This window comes from Paraburkholderia sp. 2C (genome assembly GCF_054589215.1).
The window spans coordinates 543071-562690 of record NZ_BAAILL010000032.1; the positions used below are offsets into that span (position 1 = coordinate 543071).

Sequence of the window (19620 nt, forward strand, 5' to 3'; positions counted from 1 at the left end):
CGTCGCCACATCGACATCATGGTTGCCGTTGCCGTTGCACAAACCGCCTCACGTGCCTCGCGTCAACCGGCAGTCCCGAAACGATCCTTGATCCTTAAATATCAGCCACTGCCATGTCCGAAGCTACTGAAAGGCCATACATCCTGCATATGTTCACGGCCACGCCGCAGATGAGCCCATTCGACGTCAACATGGCGGCCGATGCGGGCTATCAGATCGTCGTGCCGTACAGCAACGTCGACGCGAGCAACGTCGTGCAGCTTACGCAAGACGCGATCTTCTCGCGCGGGCCGAAAGGCGTATCGCGCACCGGCATCTTTATCGGCGGACGCGATGTGATGCTCGCCGCCGATATGCTCGACCTCGCGCGCCAGGCGATGGTGCCGCCGTTCGAGGTGTCGGTCTTCGCGGACCCGAGCGGCGCCTATACGACGTCGGCCGCATTGGTCGCGCTCGTCGAGCGGACCCTGAAAACCGAGCACGGCGAAGATCTCGGCGGCAAGCAGGTGCTGATTCTCGGCGGCACCGGCGCGGTCGGTCGCGTCTCGGCCGCGCTCTTTGCGTCGCTGGGCGCGGACGTATCGATCGCGAGTCACTCCGATGCGGCGCGCGCGCAGCGCGTCAGCGACGAAGTGAACAAGCGGTTCAGCATCGCGACCCAAGGCATCGGCGCCGGCACGCCCGACACGCTGCATGCCGCGCTCGCCAAAGCGGATGTCGTGATCGGCTCCGCTGCGGCCGGCGTGCAGGTCGTCACCAACGCGGACCTCGCGCATGCGCAACAGATGCGTGTCGCCGCCGACGTCAACGCGGTGCCGCCCGAAGGCATCGCGGGCGTCAATGTGATGGATAACGGCAAGCCGCTCGCCGGCGCCACGCGGCCCGATGCGGTCGGCATCGGCGCGCTGGCGATCGGCAACGTCAAATATCAGGTCGAGCATCGGCTGTTTCTGCGGATGCGCACGGGCGGCAAGCCTGTGTACTTCGGCTTCGCGGAAGCGTTCGACGAGGCGCGCGCGATCGTCGCGGGCCGCGATTGACCGACACCGTTCGCTAATCGTCATGCAGGCAAGGCTTCCCGCCCGACCTTCTTCCGCGCGCGCGGCGGCGCGGCCGTATGCGCGTGCGTACGACATCCGTGTGCCGTTTGTGGCGATTGCGGGTTTGTCCGCACGGCTTTTTACCGAGTCGGCGGCGCAGGCGCGGCTCAATATCGCCGCGCTCGATCTGTTCGGCGATCGCGATACGCGGCAGCGTGCGAAGGTTTGGCTCGATGTGGGCGGCGCGGGTCTCTCTATCGATCGCGCGAAGCTTTTCGATGCGCTTGCGCGTATGGCACGGCTGCCGCGCATGCTTGGGCTGATTGCGGGCAGCGGGCTCGAACCGTTTGCGCGCGAGTTGCATGAGCGGACCGATGTGCCGCGGTTCATCGGTAACGGTATGCGCGCGATTTGCGCAGTGCGTGAGCCGCAGAGTTTTTTTGCATTGCTCGATGAGTTGGGAGTTGAGCATCCGGAGGTTTCGTTTGTGCCGCCGATGGATACGCGTGGTTGGCTCGGCAAGCGCGCCGACGGGTGTGGCGGAACGCATATTCGAGCGGCGAGTGAATGGGCGTCAGGTGAATCCGGTGCCGCCGCCCCGCCGCCGGTCTACTTCCAGCGCCTCGCCCCCGGCCGCTCGATGTCCGCGCTCTTTATCGCCGCCGGCGGCAACGCGGTCATCATCGGCTTCGCCGAACAGTTGACCGTCTCGCACGGTGCGCTGCCGTTCATCCACACCGGCTCGCTCGGGCCAATCGATTTGCCGCCGCCCATTGCGTCGCGCATCGACGAAATCGTGCGCGCGATCGTCGCGAAGACCGGCCTTGTCGGCATAAACAGCATCGACTTCCTGCTCGACGGCGATGACACGATCAGCGTGCTCGAAATCAACGCGCGCCCTTCGTCGACAGCCGCGCTCTATGAAATGGCATCGCCCGCGGCGTGGCCGCACGGTTTGCTCGCCTGTCATATCGATGCGTGTCTGAAAGGCCGCTTGCCGCAGCCTCTGGCCGCCTCGGCAACCGCTGCGGCGCCGCAACGCTACGCGGCCCAGCGCGTCGCCTTCGCTGCGCATGGCTTCACCGTCACGCAGCGCTTGAGCGACACGCTATTCGCGGCGCCGTGGTGCCGCGACGTACCGCAACCGGGCGTGCGCATCGCGGCCGGCGAACCGGTCTGCACGCTGATTGCTACCGCCGCGGCGCCCGCTCGCCTGCGCGACGAACTTGAGCGCCAGCGCGCGCGCCTTCTCGAACTGATCGACACCTGCCAGGAGTTCCACGATGGCCTCCACACACGAACCGGCTGACCCGCTGCAAGCGCACAACTGCGCGATCAGCGTCAACAGGCTCGCCGAACCGCTCGTGGCGCAACTGGTCGCCGATGCGGCGCGGCTGCGTATCGGCGTGTCCCGCACCGCCTCGGGCACGACCATCGTCGACGCCGGCGTCGCCGTGCGCGGCAGCATCGAAGCGGGCGTGCAGGTCGCGCGCATCTGCATGGGCGGGCTGGGGCATGTCGCACCGCGCGTCGCGGTCGAACGCGAGCCGCTATGGCCGGCGCTGATCGAAGTGCATACGTCGACGCCGGTGATCGCCTGCCTCGGCAGCCAGTACGCAGGCTGGAGCCTGTCCGCGACGAAAGAGCAGAACAACGGCAAGAAGTTCTTTTCGCTCGGCTCGGGCCCGGCGCGCGCGCTTGCATGCAAGGAGCCGCTCTTCGACGAACTCGGCTATCGCGATCGTCACGACAGCGGCGTGCTGGTGATGGAAGTGCACCAGTTGCCCCCGCAAGCGGTGATCGACAAAGTGCTCAACGACTGCGGCCTCGCGCCCGGGCGGCTGACGATCGTCGTCACGCCGACAGAGTCGGTGGCGGGCACGGTGCAGGTCGTTTCGCGTGTCGTCGAAGTCGCGCTGCACAAGGCGCATGTGCTCGGCGCGCATCTGGCCGATATCGTCGAGGCAAGCGGCGTCGCGCCGCTGCCGCCGCCCGCGCCCGATGCGCTCGCCGCGATGGGCCGCACCAACGACGCGATCCTGTACGGCGGCCGCGTGCATCTGACCGTGACCGACGATGCGCTCGCGCGCAAGCTCGCCGCCGAACTGCCGTCGTGGAACTCGCGCGATTACGGCCGGCCGTTCGCGGATGTGTTCGCGTCGTTCAACCACGACTTCTATCAGATCGACCCTGCGCTGTTCGCGCCGGCCGAGGTATGGGTCGCGAGCCTCGAAAGCGGCGCCACTTACTACGGCGGGCGGCTTGATGGTGCGCTGCTGCATCGCCAGTGGAATGGCGCGGTGGATCCGCTTGCGGAGGGTGCGTCGGCATCCGCTTCTTCGGCTTCTTCCGCTTCTTCGGCTGGTACGCAGGACGAGGGCCGCACCGCTGCCGATACCGATACAGGTGCTCAATGAGCGATGCCCTGACCGTCGCGGGCCTGCGCGTCGCGATCATGACCGACGAAACCGGCTGGCACACCGCGCGCCTGAAAAAGGCGTTTCGCGCGCGTGGCGTCGACGCACGCTGCATCGACCTCGCCGCCTGCCGCATCGATACGACATGGGAACCGTACGGCCTCGCATTGCCCGGCTTCGGCCACACGCTGCCCGATGCCGTGTTCGTGCGCGGCATCGCGGGCGGCACGTTCGAGCAGGTGACGCTGCGCCTCGGCATCCTGCACGCGCTGCGCGAATGCGGCGTGCCGGTCTACAACGATGCGCGCGCGATCGAACGCAGCGTCGATAAGTCGATGACGAGCTTTCTGCTGCACCGCAACGGCGTGCCGACGCCCGCGACGTGGGCCGGCGAATCGGCTGCGTTTGCGCAGCGTGTGCTGATGCGAGAGACCGCGGCTGGACACCAGGTGGTGCTGAAACCGCTGTTCGGTTCGCAGGGGAAAGGCTTGCGAAGGCTTGGCGCGAGTGCGCGACGCGACGGTACGCTGGTACCGTTACCGCCGCTCGAGCCGTATCGGCAGGTCGCGTATTTGCAGCGCTTTGTCGGCAATGACTGCGCGCAGACGCGAAAACGCGCCGAGCCCGCATTCGACTGGCGCGTGCTCGTGATCGGCGGCCGCGCGGTCGCGGCGATGCGGCGCACCGGCGGCCGCGGCTGGATTCACAACGTGGCGCGCGGCGCGCATTGCGAGCCCGCGGAGCTCGACGACACGCTGGCCGGAATCGCCGTGCGCGCAACGCAGGCGCTCGGACTCGACTATGCGGGCGTCGACCTGATTCCGGCGCCGCAGCCGCAACAGCGCGAATCGAACGAGCGGCGCGAATCGCCCTCTTGCGCGCATGAACTCGATACGCCGCCCACAAGCGCGCCCGCCGGTCCCGTCGTGCTCGAAGTCAACGGCGTCGCCGCGTGGCGCGGCCTGCAATCGGTGACACCGTTCGATATTGCCGCCGCGCTCGTCGACGACCTGCTCGGCCGCAAGCTCGCGGCAGCAGGCGCCACGCCGGTCGAACCGATGACGCTGCGCCATGCCAGCGTCTGACGATCCGCTTGTGCTCGCCCGTCACGCCTTCCTGCGCGCATGCGGTCTCGACGTCGAAACACCGAAGCCCGGCAACGTCAGCATCCGGAGCGCCGGCCACCGGATGGATGCGCAACAGTTCATCGCCAGCGCCGCCGCGTGCGTCCCGGCGTTATTCGCGCGCGGCACACCCGTCGGTTCGCGCATCCTCGATGCGGTAATGAGCACGCAGCAGGCAGTCGGCTGCAACACGAACCTCGGCATCGTGCTGCTCGTCGCGCCGCTTGCCGCCGCGCTCGAAGAACCGGGCAGCCTGCAGGGCGCGGCGCAATGGCGCGACGCCACCGAACGCGTGCTCGCGCGTCTCTCAGTCGACGACGCGCAAGCGGCCTATCTCGCGATCCGCGCGGCAAACCCCGGCGGCCTCGGCGACGCATCCGAACAATCGGTGCACGCGCAACCGACTATCGGCCTGCGCGCTGCCATGCAGCTCGCCGCGGCGCGCGACAGCATCGCGCGCCAGTACGAAAACGGTTTTGCCGACGTCTTCACAGCCGGCCTCGGCGCGATCGCGAACCTGCTCCAGACAAACCCTGATGCGACACCCGGGACGATCACGCTCGAGGTGTTCCTCACATATCTGTCCTCGTGGCCCGACTCGCACATTGTGCGCAAGCAGGGCGTGACGGTGGCGCAAAGTGTCACGCGCGAGGCGGCCAAGCGCCACGCCCAATGGCGTCTTGCGCCGCACGGCCCGCAGGCGGCGCGGCTCGATGCATGGGATGCCGAATTAAAGCGCGAAGGCATCAATCCGGGCACGAGCGCTGACCTGACGGTCGCGACGCTGTTCGCGGCGATCTGTCTTGCACCGCAGCGTTACCCGCAGAGCGCGGCCAGCGCGTAAACACGCCTCGAATTGGCACGCTTCCTGTTAGACCAAGCGATGGTGCCTTCTCCGCTCGCCTCTCACGGCAATATGCCGCGCGCCGCGAGCGACCCCCGCGTCGACCGCTCTAATTTCAACGGAGGAACAGCATGGCCAAGATTAACCGCGTCCTGGTAGGCGAGTCGCTAGTCGGCGATGGCAACGAGGTCGCTCACATCGATCTGATCATCGGACCGCGCGGCTCGGCAGCCGAGACCGCCTTCTGCAACGCGCTGACGAACAACAAGGACGGATTCACTTCGCTATTGGCAGTGGTCGCACCGAATCTGCTTACCAAGCCGAACACCATCCTGTTCAACAAGGTGACCATCAAGGGCGCCAAACAGGCGGTCCAGATGTTCGGCCCCGCGCAGCATGCGGTTGCGCTAGCGGTCGCCGATTCCGTCGAGGACGGCACGATTCCGAAAGACGAAGCCGACGACCTCTTTATTTGCGTCGGTGTCTTTATTCACTGGCAGGCCGATGACGACAAGAAGATTCAGGAGTTCAACTACAAGGCGACGCGCGAAGCGTTGCAACGCGCCGTAGCGGGCGAGCCGAGCGCGGCAGAGGTGGTGTCGAAGAAGAGTTCGGTCGCGCACCCGTTCGCGCCGAACTGACGCTCGATGCCGGGTTGCCGGTGTGACGATCCGCGCGGCGGGCGATGGCCCGGCGCGCGGCTTGCATCGGCAGATGATCATGGTGTTTCGATAAGAGGTCTCGCATGACTTCATGTTGTCGCACGCGGCTCGCGATTGTCTCGCTCGCACTCGCCGCGTGCCTGCCGCTCGCTGCGCTGGCCCAGCAAGGCGCATCGGCATCGCCGGCGGCGCCCGGCAAGGCGGCGCCGGCGCATGGCTATAGCTACCCGACCGAGGGGCGTGTCGAGTACGTGCTCGGCTGCATGGACGAAAACGGACACGATTTCGCGAACGTCTATAAATGCTCGTGCACGATCGACAAGATCGCGGCAGCGCTGCCGTACGACGAATATGTCGAGCAGTCGACGTTCTCGAAGTACGCGACGATGGGCGGCGAAGGCGGGGCTGAGTTCCGCATGGACAAGGCGCGCGCACAAACGAAGAAATTCCGCGCGTTGCAGCAGACTGCGTACGATCAGTGCGGGTTGGGTAAACCCGCGGCTTCCGCGTCGGCCAAATAGCGTCGGGTGGTGCGCTAAGGCTCAAGCTCAAAGCGCGCTCGAATTCGACGCGCTTTGAGCCTTCAGGCTTGCGATATCAGTCGGGAATCAGCCCTTCCCCGAGCGACCCGCATGCGCCCCAGGCGCTACGTGTCTGGCTGCGTCTGCGTTCGATCAGCACGCCGACCGCGGAAACGTCGTCGAATTTCGCGGGCTTCGAGAGCGATACGCGAACCCAATGCGCGCCGAACGAGCCGATTGCCAGTTGCGCGATCTGCTCGGCCAGCGCTTCGAGCAACTGGACTTTGTGCGTTGCAAGAAGCGTATGCAGCGCGGTGCGCACCGCTGAATAGTCGACGGTATCGCCAATGCGATCGGTATGGCACGCACGCAGCGACGGGACGCCGATCGCAAGATCGAGCCGCACCGGCTGCGCCGTGTGCAGTTCCGGCGCATCGATGCCGATCACGGTCTGGCCCGTGAAGCCTTCGATATAAACGATGTCCAGCGGAACGCGCTGCGGCGCGTCGGTCATCGCGTTGCCTGCCGCAAGCCGCTCGTTCATATCGCCGAGCGGTACGTCGATCGGTTGCCGGGTCGCGCGAATTGCATCGAAACGCTCCATAGGTGACTCCGCCGCCTGTCGGGCTTCTGGTTGAAGGAAAGGCTCTGCTTTTGCGCCATGCATATGAATGAACACCTATGAATGAAAAAGCGCAAACAGCAAGCCCGCCACAATAAGCAAAAAGCGCGCGCAAAATGCGGACCTTATAAGACTACTTATTGATGACGCGCGCTAACGGTTGTAGAGTGTTTGCGACGGGCAATGAAGCAGGTGCCTACAATCGTCTGCTGAGGCTTTGCGGATACGCGGCATAGAATCGCGTGACGCACAGGGGAAGAGGTACACACGTATAAAGGCGTCGGCGCGCCGCTCAAACGGTGCGGATAAGCCGAACGCAATGGAGACGCCCCAATATGTCAACGCTCGCTGACACCAACTCGCATGTCCGTGATGTATTGAACACGGTCCACAACCAGTCGCCCACTCGACAGACGAGCGACTCGGTCGCTCAATCGTGGACGCGCTGCCTGAACGAGTTCGGCCTCGATCCGGGCCACTTCATCATGCCGCCCGTGCTTACGCAGCATGAACTCGCCGCGCGCCGCGAAGCCGCGACCGATCTGATCGCGTGCTCGAAGCTCGAAATGACGACGCTCTACCAGCAACTCGCCGACCCGAGCCTCGCGGTGGTACTGACCGATGCGGACGGCGTGATCGTGCATCAGGTGTCGTCGGTGCCGTTCGGCGAAGCGGTCGCGGCGGACGGCCTGCGCGTCGGCGCGGTGTGGAGCGAGCGCACCGCGGGCACGAACGGCATGGGCACCTGTCTTGCCGAACGCGAATGTCTCGCGGTCTATCAGCACGAACATTTCTATCCGCGCTATACGTCCCTCACCTGTTCGGCCGCGCCGATTTTCGACGACCGCGGCACCGTGGCCGGCGTGCTCGATGTGACGAGCCGCTCGCGGCTCTTGCAGCAGCATTCGCTGGTGCTCGTCGGCATGTCGCGGCAGATGATCGAAAACCGGCTGATCGATTCGCGCTACCGGCGCGCCAACATGATTCATTTTCATAGCCGGCCCGAGTTCGTCGGCACACTGCACGCAGGCAAACTCGCGGTGGACGACGAAGGAATCGTGCTCGCAGCGAGCCGCAGCGCGCTGTTCCAGCTCGATCTGCGCTCGCCGGAGCAGTTATGCGGCAAACGTATTGAAGAGGCGTTCAACGCGAGCCTCGAAGACATGATCGCGCGCAGCATCCGCGGCTCGTTCCATCCGGTTACCGTCTACGGCGCGCATACGAACAATCGCTTCTTCCTCGTCGCACAAACGCCGCGCGATGCGACCACATTCGCGAGCGCGTTCTCGACATTGCCGGCCCCGCGCGCGGCAGCCACCGGCGATGCTGCGCCGCGCGCCCGCCCCGCGGTCAAAGCGAAGGAAGCGCGGGCACCGGCAAGCGGACGCCTCGACAAGCTGTCGCAACTCGAATTCGGCGATCCGCGCATGGCGTCGCAGATCCAGCTAGCGGCGCGCGCCATTCAACGCAAGATTCCGATCATCCTGCGCGGGCAAACCGGCACCGGCAAGGAAGTGTTCGCGAATGCGTTGCATAGCATCAGCCCGAATAGCGGCGGCAGCTTTGTCGCGGTGAATTGCGCATCGCTGCCGGAAAATCTGATCGAGAGCGAACTGTTCGGCTATCGCGCGGGCGCGTTTACGGGTGCGCAACGCGAAGGACGGCGCGGCAAGATCGTGCAGGCGAATAACGGCACGCTGTTTCTCGACGAAATCGGCGATATGCCGATGGCGCTGCAAGCGCGTCTGTTGCGCGTGCTCGAAGAACACGAGGTCACGCCGCTTGGCACCGAAACCACCTTGAAGGTGGATTTCCAGCTGATCAGCGCGAGCCACCGCAATCTGCTCGATCTCGTGCAACGCGGGATGTTCCGCGAAGACCTGTATTACCGGCTAAGCGGCATCGAGATTAATCTGCCGGCGCTGCATGAACGCGCCGATATCGGTGCGCTGATCCAGCATCTGCTCGATAGCGAAACGGAAGATGCGCCACCGCTTAGCGCCGAAGCGCGCCAGGCGCTGCTCAACTATGCGTGGCCCGGCAATATTCGCCAGCTGCGACATGTGCTGCAAATGGCGATCGCGCTCTGCGATGGGCCGGAGATTCGCTGCGCGCACTTGCCGCCGGAAATCACGCAGGGCAACGTTGTGCCTGCAACCATTGCGGCGCGAGCCGCCGCGCAGGCTTCGCCTTCCTCGATGAACGACATGCTCGCGTTGCCCGACGATTGCGACGTGTCGAGCTTGAACGCAATACAGATCAAGGAGCGCGAAACGGTGCTCGCGATGCTCGACGAACACCGCTGGAACGTGAGCAATGTCGCGAAGACGCTCGGCATCAGCCGCAACACGTTGTACCGGAAGATGCACAGACTGTATATCCGGCTGTCGCACGACACACCGCCGCCCCTTAGCGATGCGTGAGGGTCGATGAGCGCGCCGTCGCCCGCCCGCCGCCCCGGCGAATTCAGGCCCGACGCGCGCTTTGCATGGTGCGTGACGGGCTCCGGTCATATGATCGAAGAGTCGGTCGACTTGGCGCTGCAATTGCCCGGCGTCGATATGTTTCTATCGGCGGCCGGCGAAGAAGTGTTGCCGCTTTACGGCTGGCCTGTCGCCAGGCTGCGCGAGCACTTTCGCGTCATACGCGACAACAGCGCGAGCAGCGTGCCGGTCGGCATGCTGTACGAGGGCCTTTATCACACGGTAGTGATTGCGCCCGCAACGAGTAATACGGTTGCGAAGTGCGCGTTCGGCATCTCCGATACGCTGCCGACCAACCTGTATGCGCAGGCGGGCAAGCAATGCGTGCCCGGCATCGTTTTCGCGTGCGACACCCAGCCGACCGTGATTACGCAGAGTCCGCACGACTGGGTCGAATTGCGTCCGCGCGCGATCGAGCTCGAAAACGTCGAGCGGCTCGCGCGGATCGAATACACGACGGTCGCGCGCTCGCTCGACGAACTGCGCGCCGCGCTCACGCAACGGCTGTCGACACTCGGGCTCGCATGGAACACATCGTCTTCCTGACCGGCAGGCTCGCCGAAAAAAGCGTCGTGCACGTGCTCGAAGGTTTGGCGAATCCGACGTTTACGTGGGAGGTGCGCGAAATCGGCCTGCAGGTCGCGGGGCTGATGACGGCCGATATGATCCGGCGGCGTGTGGCTGTGCCGGTGAACGCGGATCGGATGATTGTGCCTGGACGCTGCCGTGGCGATATGGAAGCGTTGACCGCGCACTTTGGCGTGCCGGTTGAGCGTGGGCCTGAGGAGATTAAAGACTTGCCGCAGTTCTTTGGGCAGGCGGCGCGTAAGCTCGATTTGTCTCGATACGAGACGGAGATCTTCGCGGAGATTGTCGATGCCCCGCGGCTCGATCTCGCGGGCATCGCTGCGCGCGCGCGGCGCTATGCGGATGAAGGCGCCGATGTGATCGATATCGGCTGCTTGCCCGATACGCCGTTTCCTCACTTGGAAGACGCGGTGCGCATGCTGAAGGATGCGGGATACCGCGTCAGCGTCGATTCAATGGTTACCGATGAATTGCTGCGTGGCGGGCGAGCGGGCGCGGATTATCTGATGAGCCTCAACGTCGATACGCTGTGGATTGCCGACCAAGTGCCCGCGACGCCGATCGTCGTTGCGCGCGAGCCGCGCGATACCGCATCGCTGCATCAGGCCATCGATACATTGCTTGCGCGCGGCAAGCCGTTTCTCGCCGATCCGATTCTCGATCCGATTCCGTTTGGATTTGCGGCTTCAGTCGCACGTTATGTCGCGCTGCGCGAGCATTATCCGGATGTTGCGATCATGCTGGGGATTGGCAATGTCACCGAGCTGACTGAAGCGGATACGACCGGAATCAACGCGCTGTTGATGGGCATCGCGGCTGAGTTGCATGTGTCTGCTGTGCTCACCACTTCGGTTAGTCTGCATGCGCGGCGCGCAGTGCGTGAAGCGGATATCGCGCGGCGTGTCATGCATGCGGCTGAGCAGGCTCAGGTGCTGCCTAAAGGTATTACAGGCGATCTCGCTGCCTTGCATTCGAAGCGGCCGTTTCCTTATGACGCAGGCGAAATCGCTGAATTCGCCGCAGGTGTGCGTGATCCAAATTTTCGCGTGCAGGTTTCAAGCGATGGGATTCATGTTTATAACCGCGATGGCCATTTGACGGGTATCGATCCGTTTGAGTTTTATCCGCGGTTGAAGGTCGAACATGATGGGGGGCATGCGTTTTACCTTGGCGTGCAGCTTGCGCGCGCGGAAATCGCCTGGCAGTTGGGGAAGCGGTTTGATCAGGATGAGAGGCTGGATTGGGGGTGTGCGGTGGATCGGGTGGAGAAGGATCTCATGGCTTGGCATGCGCCGGGGAGTACGCGGAAGAAGGGGTGAGGTGTTGACCGTCGCCGCCTTCCGTCTGTGGACTTTGAAATATCCGGCCGATTTGTGGCGGCTCGCCAATCGGAGCAGCAAACTCACACCGTCGTTGCTCCGACCCGCGAACCACCCGCCTTTTTAAGCTGAAGTCCTTGATCGCCTGGCGTCAGCTGCCGAAATAGATATTGCAAAAGCTGGCCGGACCGACACATGGCGCCGGTTTGTTCGACATAGTGCCGCGTGTTATCGCGCGATGACCGCTCTGGCTCGCGCCCGACATGTCGGCGCCTTCCCCGCTGTCCTGGGGCTGTGTGTTATTGCGTACAACCTGTTCCTGATGGGTCGGATCGACGTTCATGCGCGTCGCGTCCTGCGCAAACGCGTTGGTGAATACCGTCGTTGAAGCAAGGACGGCCGCAGACATCGTCAGCATGGCAAGCAGCTTCATTTTCAAACTCCTTAAGTGATCTCGAGGTAGGTTCAAGCGGTGCTCACGTCAGTGTGAGCATCGCCACCACGATTACCATTAAGGCATTTGAAAATTAGCGATGCATTAGTGTTCAGATAGCTTGCTGTCGATGTCGGGGAGCCTCCTCCACGAGTGGGAAGAGGCTCAAACAGCTGGAGGTACCAGGAAGATGGGATCGGGTGTCGAACGCTGAGTCGTGCTCGTTCGCCGCCGATATATCGTTAGCGTCAGGCACGCGGATCGAAATCGATCGAATGGGCAGGCATCGACAAATAGAATAGGCTTCGCGGCGTTCGCCCAGCAGCGGTCTTTCGATGACGAACCAAAAATCGTCGACAATTCGCCCGTCACTCATGGCCAGGATTGGCGAATTCGCTGCTGAGCGCGCTCATGGAAAAGAACTACCGCTAAACAGCTGACGCCCCAGCCGCGATTCTTTGCGCGCCAGACAAGGCATCTCCGGAACGGAGCGCTACGCCGCTCTGCGTCGGGTTAGCAGAGCAAGGAGAAGCATACATTGCTGCATGCATCTGGTCGGCGACGTCGCGCCAAAGCATGAAGTGCATGTCGATCAGATTGTCGTCCATGTCGACATAACTCATGAATTTTTGCGCGTCGTCCGCATGCTCGAGTTCCGTCGTCTTGTGCATCGTGGAATGAATGACCTTGCGTGGATCGGAGCAGCTCAGAAAGAGTGCTTCCTGATGCACAAAGAACCTCGGCGCCAGCGATTCCACCACATACATCATGTGCAAACCGTCGCTGACGGAACGGACCGACTCTCTGATCGTATTTGCGAGTTGCTGATTCGCGGTTCCGCGGATCCAGTCTTCGCGTAGCGTCTTTTGTGCAAGTCCGGTGCACGCCTGCACCTGGGCGGCAAAGAGGTCGTGATGCATGCATTGCGGCTGATCGCGTCCGTGGCCCAGTTCGTCGACGGTCGGCGGGAACATGTGACGCAAGATCGCCTTAAGGCGCTTTTCTTCTCCGGTATTCGAACCCTCGAGCGCGAGCTTCCCGATCTGTTCGCAGATCGTGCTCGTAAGCGCCGGCAAGCCGACGATAAAATTGACCTGTATTGGCCAGAAGACCCGGGCGTACTGCTTCAGTTGCTCCGGGTTGGCTTCGGTTGTCGAAAATAGAGGAGACTGAAAGAAACGCTCCATGGATGCACGTGGATTCATAGCTGTACCTCGTTCACTGATCTGCGATGGGGGTGGATTGCCGATAGGGTTCACGTTGGCTATCCAACGAGGAACACCCTGTCGAACACGACCTTGTCGTCGAACGTAATGCGCCCGCTTCGAAAGATCAGGTCGAGGTGATGGCTGCCGAGTTGGCCGCCGCCAAGACCGAGGTGCAATCCCGGATGGCGCTCTTCGAATCCGGCGTTGCGCCCGTAAAGGCCCTTGACACCGAGGTTCGTGCCAATGCCGAACTCCTGCACATGGCGGTTGTTCGGATGCGCATTCAGGTATGCTTCAAAGTCCCTGCAAAACCCGACATCCGCGCATTCAAAGCCCACGATGCGGCTCCTGTCGACATGAAGCGCAAGAAAGCCTTCATCGACGACCTTGTACTTTGACGCAAATGGAATGGTACTGAGAAAGGTGCCGCCCAAAACAACGGTTCCGCTGAGATCCTCAATGTGCGTGGCGATTTCTCCGGGTACCAGGTCGAGGTTGCCCATACCATCGATGCTCGTCCACCGCTGGTTCTGGGAGAGCGTTCCGGCAAGGCAATTGCCCAATCCATCTTCGAAGCGTACTTCCGACGATGCACTCGCGATGTCGATCAGACAGGCGTTGCGAGCGGCAATCTCGTGTAGCGGCTCGGAAAAGGCCTCGTCCAGATGGATGCCGTAGTCCTTGAACAGGACGGATTTCTTCCAGTGCTGAACAATCGACGATCTAATAGGATCGAGAAACGCGGGGCCTTCAGGTTTTGGGCATGGCAGCGTGGACGAGGCGTAAAGCAAAATAAAAATATCCGAACCGTCAATGCGGTCAATCAGTGTTCGTGCGTCCGCATGTTCCAGCGACAGCATCTCCGGGGCGAACGGCGATGGCAGATCGGCAAGGCTCGCGAACGCGGTTTCGCGGTTGAGATCGTCATAGCCGATCACCGTTTGGACCCGCTCAGCGTTCGCGACCTTCTCGCGAACCGCCGGGTGAAAGCCCAGTGCGTCGTGAAGATTTTTCATGTCAAGATCCATGCGAGCATTCACGTAGCCGTGAATGCTCGCTTTAGCGTTCCTAAATGACTTTAAACGGCCCAGAGCGCCGTGCCGAAAGGTACGATGCTGTCGTCCTGCATCATTTCAACCGCTTCCGGGTGCGTGGTCTGGTCGAACCATTCGGTCAGTTCAATTTGCGATTCTTGCATGGCATTTCCTTGAGAAGAGTTAGACGAGTCGTCGTGGTTACTTGCAGTACCGGCAATCGACCGATCACCAGCAGCCCGGCCACGGACATCGACTCCCCGTTTCAATGTGACGCGGGTCGGCGCAACGTGGTCATGCTGAAAAGCCGCGCCGTAAGTCGATGAGGCATCGTATCGAGTGTGAGTGAGGCCAGAATGAGGAGGCGCTGTCGAATACGAGGGAAACGCCGGGTTCAATCGACAGGCGTGAAGCTTCGGGGGAGGTTGCGGGGATTGCTGCGAATACTTTGAATACTCCAGGCGCACGCACAAGACAGCATTTCGAGAGTCCTACTGCCCCAGAATTGCAATTGCTGCGCGCATCGGTGCAAACGACACCGTAATCATTCCCTCGAGCGGCGAATTCATCTCGAGGATCAGGAAAATGGCAACGGAAGTCGATAGCGCGCCTAGACACAGCGCGGTCACGACTGTCCCATTGAGCTGCGTAAACAGGCCGAACGTCCCGAAGATAATGCACAGCCACAGCACGAGAGCGGCCAGCAGCAGTGGCGGAGTCGCACTCACTGCTTGCAGCAGGCCAAGCTCGCGCACGGCCAGCACGGTGTCGGCCATCTCGATTGCGCGCGCCTGAAGGCGTCGTTGCGAGTCGTTTTGCGGTGAGAGTTCCGACAGTCTGCGCTCGATGTATTCGCCGCGTTGGTGAGCCTCCGCGCTATACATATCTTTCAGCTGTGCCGGATCGCCTGACGTTATCTTCTGCACCCCGGTAGTGAGAACCTGCTTGAGCGAGCCACGGATTTCCTGCGTTTCCGGCCCGTATCGGGCCAGCACCCGATCGAGGATGATGATATTGGCGGCGGCGTGCGTCACCTCGGCGCTCACGGTGTCGAACGAGGTCTTCGCCGACGAGATCAACAAACCAAGCACCAGTGCGGCGATCGTCGCGATCAGGCCGGTCGCGAGTTTAACCACTTCGATCGAGTCGTCGGACAGATGCTGACCCGGCAGCAAGGTACGGATATGCAAGCCGAGCAGCGCACTCCCGAAGACGCAGCCAAACGCGATCAATGCGACGCTCAGATGATGCATGGGTCAATCCTCCGTCGCCGCGCGACACGTCCCTCAAGGGGCCGGCACCACGTGGTAGTAGACGCCGTTCGCCCCATAGGACGGCTTGAACCACGTATTGCCGCACAGGTAGTAGGTGCCGCCCTGAACCGTGGGCTTGATGCAGCCGGCGGGCAGCGTCGCGTAGATCGCACCCATCGTGTAGCTCGCGCTGACCGGCACAGGCGCGGCTGTCGTTGCGCCCGCAACGTAACCGGCGTTGTAGGCATTCGCGGCGGTCGCCTGCGTGTTGGCCGAGGCCACCGCCGCGCCGGCCGCCGCGCCGACGACCGCGCCCGCGGCAGCCGCACCTGCAGTGGACCAGCCGCCGCAGTTGTAGCAGCCCGAGCCGTAGACGTTCACGGTGGTGGGCGGATGGTACGTGTTGTACGTCGCGCCGTAGTAGGTGCTGTGATAGGCGGTCGCACCCGACGAATTCGTGTAGGTCGTGTAGCCCGATCCTTCGACATGCGTAGCGGTTCCTCCATAAGCATTGGTCGCGGTGGTGCCCTGCCCGTACGTGTGGGTCGCGCTGCCGCCGTAGGGATTGGTGTAAGTCGTCTGTCCGGAGCCGGCCTGGTGCGTGGCCGTGTCGCCGTAGCGGTTGGTCGCGGTGGTGCCCTGCCCATAGGTGCGCGTGGCGCTGCCGCCAGCGGGATTGGAGTAGCTGGTCTGCCCCGAGCCTTCCGTGTGCGTGGCCGTGCCGCCATAGCGGCCGGTCGCGGTGGTGCCCTGTCCGTACGTATGCGTTTCGCTGCCGCCCCACGCATTGGTGCGGGTCGTCGAATCGGAACCGGCCGTGTGCGACGCCGTCCCGCCGCGCAGGTCCTCGTGCGACCAGCTGCCCGCGTGTTCCCACGCGGCGGCAAGTCCCGATGCGAACGCCGGAATCAGCAAACCGGCCAGATAGATCGACATTGTCCTCACGATGCGCCTCCTCGTCATTGAGGCCGGGCTTGTGCGGCTTTTGGCGGCGGCTTCAGTCCCGGCGCGTTGGCGGCGTCGGGACGCTCGAACGCGATGCGCGCCGCGCCGGCCGTGTCGGACGGCACGAAGGCGTCCGCCGCAATGGGCGGATCCAGCACCCAGTTCGACAGCGCCAGCACATGGCGCAGCCGGGCCGGATCGTTCATATAGACCGCGTAGATGCGGCGCGGCAACTTGTCCTCCGCGCCGATCCAGGCCTGCACGAACACGTCGCCGGTCACGTACGCGACCATGTCCGTCGTCGTGTTGTCGACCACGACCGACTGGCCGATATAGAAGGCAATCTTCAGACCGTGGGCGATGTCCTTATATGGGTCCGCGACGATCACGTCGGTAAACGGAAAATAGATCGCGCCGACGTCATAGGCTTTCCGGACCGTCGCGTCGATCGTGGGCGGTGCCTCGGCGACGGCGACGAGCTTCTCCGCGGGAGCGAACGCCGTCATCGTCTTGCCGTCGTAGTAGAACTCCGTGCGCGGGCCGTCGCCGGGTGTGATCACCCTGAGCTTGTCCGGCCTCTGCATCGTGACGTCGGACCGGGTCGAGTAGATGAGCGGTGGACCGAGACGGCTCGGATTCTCATACGAAACGATCGCTGTGAAGGTCATCGACCTGGCCGCGGCAAGGCGGTCGCACGCGGCCTTGATAATCGCAAGCGCGTGCGGATCGAGTCCTGGCTGGTAATCGGGCACGGCCGCGGACTGCGCATGTTTCGCCGCGGCTTTCGACGGCGCTTTCGTTTGCTGTGCGCCGCCGCCGGAAGCGAGGCACACAGCCACCACGAACACTGTTGCGCGCCCGACCAGTTTCCAGGAAATCATCGCAGCCTCACGCGTTGAACCCAATGTCGCGGCAAGCCTTCGCGACGATCAGGGGATCATCCCGCATTCGAACATCTTGTTGGCGATCGGCGCGGCCACCCGATTGATGAACTCGGCGCGCATCTGCGGGTCGCTTTTCAGCATCTCCATCGCGTTCTGCTCGCCCTGCGGCTTCGGCTGGCCCTTTTTCGCCGCCCGCTCCTGCCACAACTGTTCGCAGCTCGATTGCTGGTACTTCTGCACAAGCCGGTTCGCTACGGCATCGAGCATCGGATACTGCTGTGCGGTGGCGATAGTGGCGAACAGCAATGCGGGCACTATCGCGAACCGCAATATGCGCCTGATCATGATTTGCCCTCGTTTCGTCAAGGAATTTTCGAGCGATCGGACTTGCAAGGTGCGCGAACCGGATTGAATTGGTCTAAGTGCGTTAATTTTTTCGCGTTTTCCAGTTTTCCCCGTTGCGCACCCCGGTGCTTTGCCATTCAGCTTATCTTTAGCCGCCTATTTGGCCGCTTATTTAGGTTTGACGTACTGCACCACCGTTTTGGAAACGGAGTCGCACCATTCGTCCATGATCGGCTTGACCGAAGCGAACGTAATAACGGGCTCATTCGATGCAACACGGGCCAGCCTCTCGCCGGTATGCGCGCGCACCACTTTGGACAGCACCTCTCCGGAGACGCTATCGGTACCCAGCCCCTCGACCAGCAGCTTCGCCTGCTGCTGCGCACCGGCTACCTTATCGACCGCCATCGAGACGACAAAGGCCGTCGGCACGATCTGCCAGGGCTTGAGTCCTTCCGGCGTGCTGGCCACCCCGGTGAGCGCCACTTGAAGCTTGATTACGCCCGGCCCGGGGGTGTCCACGACCTTGACTCTCGAACCGATCGCCTGTTTCAGGCAGGTGGTGCCGTAGTTGCGTATCTGATCGATCGTCGCCTGACTCAACTGCTCCGTCGGCTCGGCTTTGGGATACATCGTAAGAGGCTCGACGATGACGGCGTTGTAGTTCGCCGGGGTGAGCTTCGGATTGATGTACCTCAAGAATGTTTGCCCGTCCGGACCGGTGGTCTGCTGCAGGTCCGAGTAGTTCGGCAGAAAGCCAGAGTATTCCGACTGCGTCGGCGCGTTGCTGCTGCTCGCGCATCCGGCGACGAACAGAACAACGACCGCGATGGCGGAGACACTGGCGTGCGTTCCCTTTATCATCCTGACCTCCCGCGCGTGGGTGAATACCTGATCAGAATTGCACGCGAAAGTGGCTTTCGCTATTGGACCAAAGACCTAAAAATATGATGGTTATGTCATTTTGTACTTGGTTTCCGAATAATTCGGATAACTACTCGTGTTGCACTTAACTGGAAAGGTGCGGATAACCAGGAATATTTAATGCGCCAATGAGGAATGAGCCTGCTCTGCTTTTGACGGTGGAGGCAAAACGGAGGTTGAAAGATGAAGCGCCTTTTGCTGCCCATTGTCGCGATGCTGCTATGGATGTTCGTATGCGCATGCACCAACACGCCACGCACGGGCCACTACAGTTTGAACGCACAGAGCCTGCGCCAGAACACGGATGCCGGCATGCCGCTCGCCATCGTTATCGATGATGTGACGATCCCCAAACTGGTCGACCGACCGCAGTTCGTGCTTCGTGTCGGGCAGTCGCAGGTTCGGGTCGACGACGCTGCACGATGGCGTGTTCCTTTGAAAAGCCAGATCGCGACTGTTATTGCGGCAGATCTCGGGCAGCTTTTTCGCGATGCCATCGTTTCCACCTCTTCCGTTTCCACCTCTTCGCAGTCGACCGACCGGCTAAAGGTCCGACTGGCCATCAACGTGCAAAAGTTCGACTCAGTGCCTGGCTCGGGTACCGTGCTTGTCGTGTTCTGGTCAATGCTGACGCCTGGTTCGAATCGGGCGCTCAACGGAAAATCCGTCGTCATTGAACAAGTCGACCGCGACGGTTACGAGGCGCTGGTGGATGCGCATAGCAGGGCGCTCGCGGCCGTCAGCGAAGACATCGCGACGATGATAGCGTCGGGCATCAGGAAGGGATCGACGAATATCTGATGCCCCTTGCTGATTTAAGCAATCATCATGCGATAGCCTCAATCGAAAAGAATTGTCAAACATCGAGAAATACGATGGACACCGCGTAATTCGGAGATTAGTTTTTCCGGGCTAATAGCAGTGCACGACCATATATCGTGCGCTCCTTAAATCGCTCTAAGAAAAGCACACGC

At 62.3% G+C, this 19620-nt stretch carries 20 protein-coding genes; 11 read left to right on the forward strand and 9 right to left on the reverse strand.

Annotated elements, in window-relative coordinates:
• Nucleotides 1-113: 113 nt before the first annotated feature.
• From ACYPXD_RS10650 to ACYPXD_RS10680, 7 genes are all read left to right on the forward strand, one after another.
• Nucleotides 114-1040 (forward strand): NAD(P)-dependent methylenetetrahydromethanopterin dehydrogenase, encoded by a 927-nt coding sequence (locus tag ACYPXD_RS10650; protein WP_459710618.1) that lies wholly within the window; start codon nt 114-116, stop codon nt 1038-1040.
• 22 nt (nt 1041-1062) lie between these two features.
• The gene (locus tag ACYPXD_RS10655; RefSeq protein WP_459710621.1) at nt 1063-2349 is read left to right on the forward strand and encodes an ATP-grasp domain-containing protein; all 1287 of its coding nucleotides are present in this window, start codon (nt 1063-1065) and stop codon (nt 2347-2349) included.
• A complete protein-coding gene (gene mch / locus ACYPXD_RS10660) occupies nt 2324-3457 on the forward strand; it encodes a methenyltetrahydromethanopterin cyclohydrolase (protein ID WP_459710623.1) in 1134 nt (377 codons plus the stop codon). The genes ACYPXD_RS10655 and mch overlap by 26 nt, the downstream gene beginning before the upstream one ends.
• On the forward strand, nt 3454-4542 hold the full coding sequence (locus ACYPXD_RS10665; protein ID WP_459710625.1) for an ATP-grasp domain-containing protein: 1089 nt from the start codon (nt 3454-3456) through the stop codon (nt 4540-4542). Before mch ends, ACYPXD_RS10665 begins: the two co-directional genes overlap by 4 nt.
• Nucleotides 4529-5425, forward strand: a complete 897-nt coding sequence (locus ACYPXD_RS10670; protein ID WP_459710628.1) for a triphosphoribosyl-dephospho-CoA synthase — start codon at nt 4529-4531, stop codon at nt 5423-5425. The genes ACYPXD_RS10665 and ACYPXD_RS10670 overlap by 14 nt, the downstream gene beginning before the upstream one ends.
• 131 nt (nt 5426-5556) lie before the next feature.
• Entirely contained in the window at nt 5557-6066 is a 510-nt protein-coding gene (gene fae / locus ACYPXD_RS10675; protein WP_219802672.1) for a formaldehyde-activating enzyme, read from the forward strand.
• 104 nt (nt 6067-6170) lie between these two features.
• On the forward strand, nt 6171-6608 hold the full coding sequence (locus tag ACYPXD_RS10680) for a hypothetical protein (RefSeq protein WP_459710631.1): 438 nt from the start codon (nt 6171-6173) through the stop codon (nt 6606-6608).
• Between the two features lie 76 nt (nt 6609-6684).
• On the opposite strand, the gene ACYPXD_RS10685 is transcribed toward ACYPXD_RS10680, so the two are convergent.
• Nucleotides 6685-7212: a dihydroneopterin aldolase gene (locus tag ACYPXD_RS10685; protein ID WP_459710633.1), complete on the reverse strand. Its 528-nt coding sequence runs from the start codon at nt 7210-7212 to the stop codon at nt 6685-6687.
• A 353-nt stretch (nt 7213-7565) separates the two neighbouring features.
• Here ACYPXD_RS10685 and ACYPXD_RS10690 point away from each other — a divergent pair, with 353 nt between their 5' ends.
• The 3 genes from ACYPXD_RS10690 to ACYPXD_RS10700 are packed head-to-tail and all read left to right on the forward strand — an operon-like array spanning nt 7566 to nt 11620.
• Nucleotides 7566-9653, forward strand: coding sequence for a sigma-54-dependent Fis family transcriptional regulator (locus ACYPXD_RS10690; RefSeq protein ID WP_459710635.1), 2088 nt, complete (start codon nt 7566-7568; stop codon nt 9651-9653).
• 6 nt (nt 9654-9659) lie between these two features.
• Nucleotides 9660-10259 (forward strand): flavoprotein, encoded by a 600-nt coding sequence (locus ACYPXD_RS10695; protein WP_459710637.1) that lies wholly within the window; start codon nt 9660-9662, stop codon nt 10257-10259.
• Nucleotides 10238-11620, forward strand: coding sequence for a DUF6513 domain-containing protein (locus ACYPXD_RS10700; protein WP_459711443.1), 1383 nt, complete (start codon nt 10238-10240; stop codon nt 11618-11620). The genes ACYPXD_RS10695 and ACYPXD_RS10700 overlap by 22 nt, the downstream gene beginning before the upstream one ends.
• 151 nt (nt 11621-11771) lie before the next feature.
• On the opposite strand, the gene ACYPXD_RS10705 is transcribed toward ACYPXD_RS10700, so the two are convergent.
• The 8 genes from ACYPXD_RS10705 to ACYPXD_RS10740 all read right to left on the reverse strand — a co-directional run bounded on the left by ACYPXD_RS10705 (nt 11772) and on the right by ACYPXD_RS10740 (nt 18586).
• Complete coding sequence (locus tag ACYPXD_RS10705) at nt 11772-12053, reverse strand: hypothetical protein (protein WP_459710639.1); 282 nt, start codon at nt 12051-12053, stop codon at nt 11772-11774.
• Between the two features lie 428 nt (nt 12054-12481).
• Entirely contained in the window at nt 12482-13258 is a 777-nt protein-coding gene (locus tag ACYPXD_RS10710) for a hypothetical protein (RefSeq protein ID WP_459710641.1), read from the reverse strand.
• Between the two features lie 59 nt (nt 13259-13317).
• Entirely contained in the window at nt 13318-14277 is a 960-nt protein-coding gene (locus ACYPXD_RS10715) for a leucyl aminopeptidase (protein ID WP_459710644.1), read from the reverse strand.
• Nucleotides 14278-14786: 509 nt separating this feature from the next.
• A complete protein-coding gene (locus ACYPXD_RS10720) occupies nt 14787-15527 on the reverse strand; it encodes a bestrophin-like domain (protein ID WP_459710647.1) in 741 nt (246 codons plus the stop codon).
• 54 nt (nt 15528-15581) lie between these two features.
• Nucleotides 15582-16484 (reverse strand): hypothetical protein, encoded by a 903-nt coding sequence (locus ACYPXD_RS10725; protein ID WP_459711446.1) that lies wholly within the window; start codon nt 16482-16484, stop codon nt 15582-15584.
• 23 nt (nt 16485-16507) lie between these two features.
• Nucleotides 16508-17374 (reverse strand): DUF2092 domain-containing protein, encoded by an 867-nt coding sequence (locus ACYPXD_RS10730; RefSeq protein ID WP_459710649.1) that lies wholly within the window; start codon nt 17372-17374, stop codon nt 16508-16510.
• A gap of 48 nt (nt 17375-17422) precedes the next feature.
• Nucleotides 17423-17722, reverse strand: coding sequence for a hypothetical protein (locus ACYPXD_RS10735; RefSeq protein WP_459710651.1), 300 nt, complete (start codon nt 17720-17722; stop codon nt 17423-17425).
• A gap of 168 nt (nt 17723-17890) precedes the next feature.
• Complete coding sequence (locus ACYPXD_RS10740; protein ID WP_459710653.1) at nt 17891-18586, reverse strand: DUF3313 domain-containing protein; 696 nt, start codon at nt 18584-18586, stop codon at nt 17891-17893.
• Between the two features lie 243 nt (nt 18587-18829).
• Between ACYPXD_RS10740 and ACYPXD_RS10745 the strand changes: the two genes are divergently transcribed.
• On the forward strand, nt 18830-19447 hold the full coding sequence (locus ACYPXD_RS10745; RefSeq protein ID WP_459710655.1) for a PqiC family protein: 618 nt from the start codon (nt 18830-18832) through the stop codon (nt 19445-19447).
• Nucleotides 19448-19620: the final 173 nt, after the last annotated feature.

What these genes read in the sequence shown, in the direction of transcription:
- ACYPXD_RS10650 (WP_459710618.1), top strand. Translation starts at nt 114, where the DNA reads ATGTCCGAAGCTACTGAAAGGCCATACATCCTGCATATGTTCACGGCC.
- ACYPXD_RS10655 (WP_459710621.1), top strand. Translation starts at nt 1,063, where the DNA reads ATGCAGGCAAGGCTTCCCGCCCGACCTTCTTCCGCGCGCGCGGCGGCG.
- mch (WP_459710623.1), top strand. Translation starts at nt 2,324, where the DNA reads ATGGCCTCCACACACGAACCGGCTGACCCGCTGCAAGCGCACAACTGC.
- ACYPXD_RS10665 (WP_459710625.1), top strand. Translation starts at nt 3,454, where the DNA reads ATGAGCGATGCCCTGACCGTCGCGGGCCTGCGCGTCGCGATCATGACC.
- ACYPXD_RS10670 (WP_459710628.1), top strand. Translation starts at nt 4,529, where the DNA reads ATGCCAGCGTCTGACGATCCGCTTGTGCTCGCCCGTCACGCCTTCCTG.
- fae (WP_219802672.1), top strand. Translation starts at nt 5,557, where the DNA reads ATGGCCAAGATTAACCGCGTCCTGGTAGGCGAGTCGCTAGTCGGCGAT.
- ACYPXD_RS10680 (WP_459710631.1), top strand. Translation starts at nt 6,171, where the DNA reads ATGACTTCATGTTGTCGCACGCGGCTCGCGATTGTCTCGCTCGCACTC.
- ACYPXD_RS10685 (WP_459710633.1), bottom strand. Translation starts at nt 7,212, where the DNA reads ATGGAGCGTTTCGATGCAATTCGCGCGACCCGGCAACCGATCGACGTA.
- ACYPXD_RS10690 (WP_459710635.1), top strand. Translation starts at nt 7,566, where the DNA reads ATGTCAACGCTCGCTGACACCAACTCGCATGTCCGTGATGTATTGAAC.
- ACYPXD_RS10695 (WP_459710637.1), top strand. Translation starts at nt 9,660, where the DNA reads ATGAGCGCGCCGTCGCCCGCCCGCCGCCCCGGCGAATTCAGGCCCGAC.
- ACYPXD_RS10700 (WP_459711443.1), top strand. Translation starts at nt 10,238, where the DNA reads ATGGAACACATCGTCTTCCTGACCGGCAGGCTCGCCGAAAAAAGCGTC.
- ACYPXD_RS10705 (WP_459710639.1), bottom strand. Translation starts at nt 12,053, where the DNA reads ATGAAGCTGCTTGCCATGCTGACGATGTCTGCGGCCGTCCTTGCTTCA.
- ACYPXD_RS10710 (WP_459710641.1), bottom strand. Translation starts at nt 13,258, where the DNA reads ATGAATCCACGTGCATCCATGGAGCGTTTCTTTCAGTCTCCTCTATTT.
- ACYPXD_RS10715 (WP_459710644.1), bottom strand. Translation starts at nt 14,277, where the DNA reads ATGAAAAATCTTCACGACGCACTGGGCTTTCACCCGGCGGTTCGCGAG.
- ACYPXD_RS10725 (WP_459711446.1), bottom strand. Translation starts at nt 16,484, where the DNA reads ATGTCGATCTATCTGGCCGGTTTGCTGATTCCGGCGTTCGCATCGGGA.
- ACYPXD_RS10730 (WP_459710649.1), bottom strand. Translation starts at nt 17,374, where the DNA reads ATGATTTCCTGGAAACTGGTCGGGCGCGCAACAGTGTTCGTGGTGGCT.
- ACYPXD_RS10735 (WP_459710651.1), bottom strand. Translation starts at nt 17,722, where the DNA reads ATGATCAGGCGCATATTGCGGTTCGCGATAGTGCCCGCATTGCTGTTC.
- ACYPXD_RS10740 (WP_459710653.1), bottom strand. Translation starts at nt 18,586, where the DNA reads ATGATAAAGGGAACGCACGCCAGTGTCTCCGCCATCGCGGTCGTTGTT.
- ACYPXD_RS10745 (WP_459710655.1), top strand. Translation starts at nt 18,830, where the DNA reads ATGAAGCGCCTTTTGCTGCCCATTGTCGCGATGCTGCTATGGATGTTC.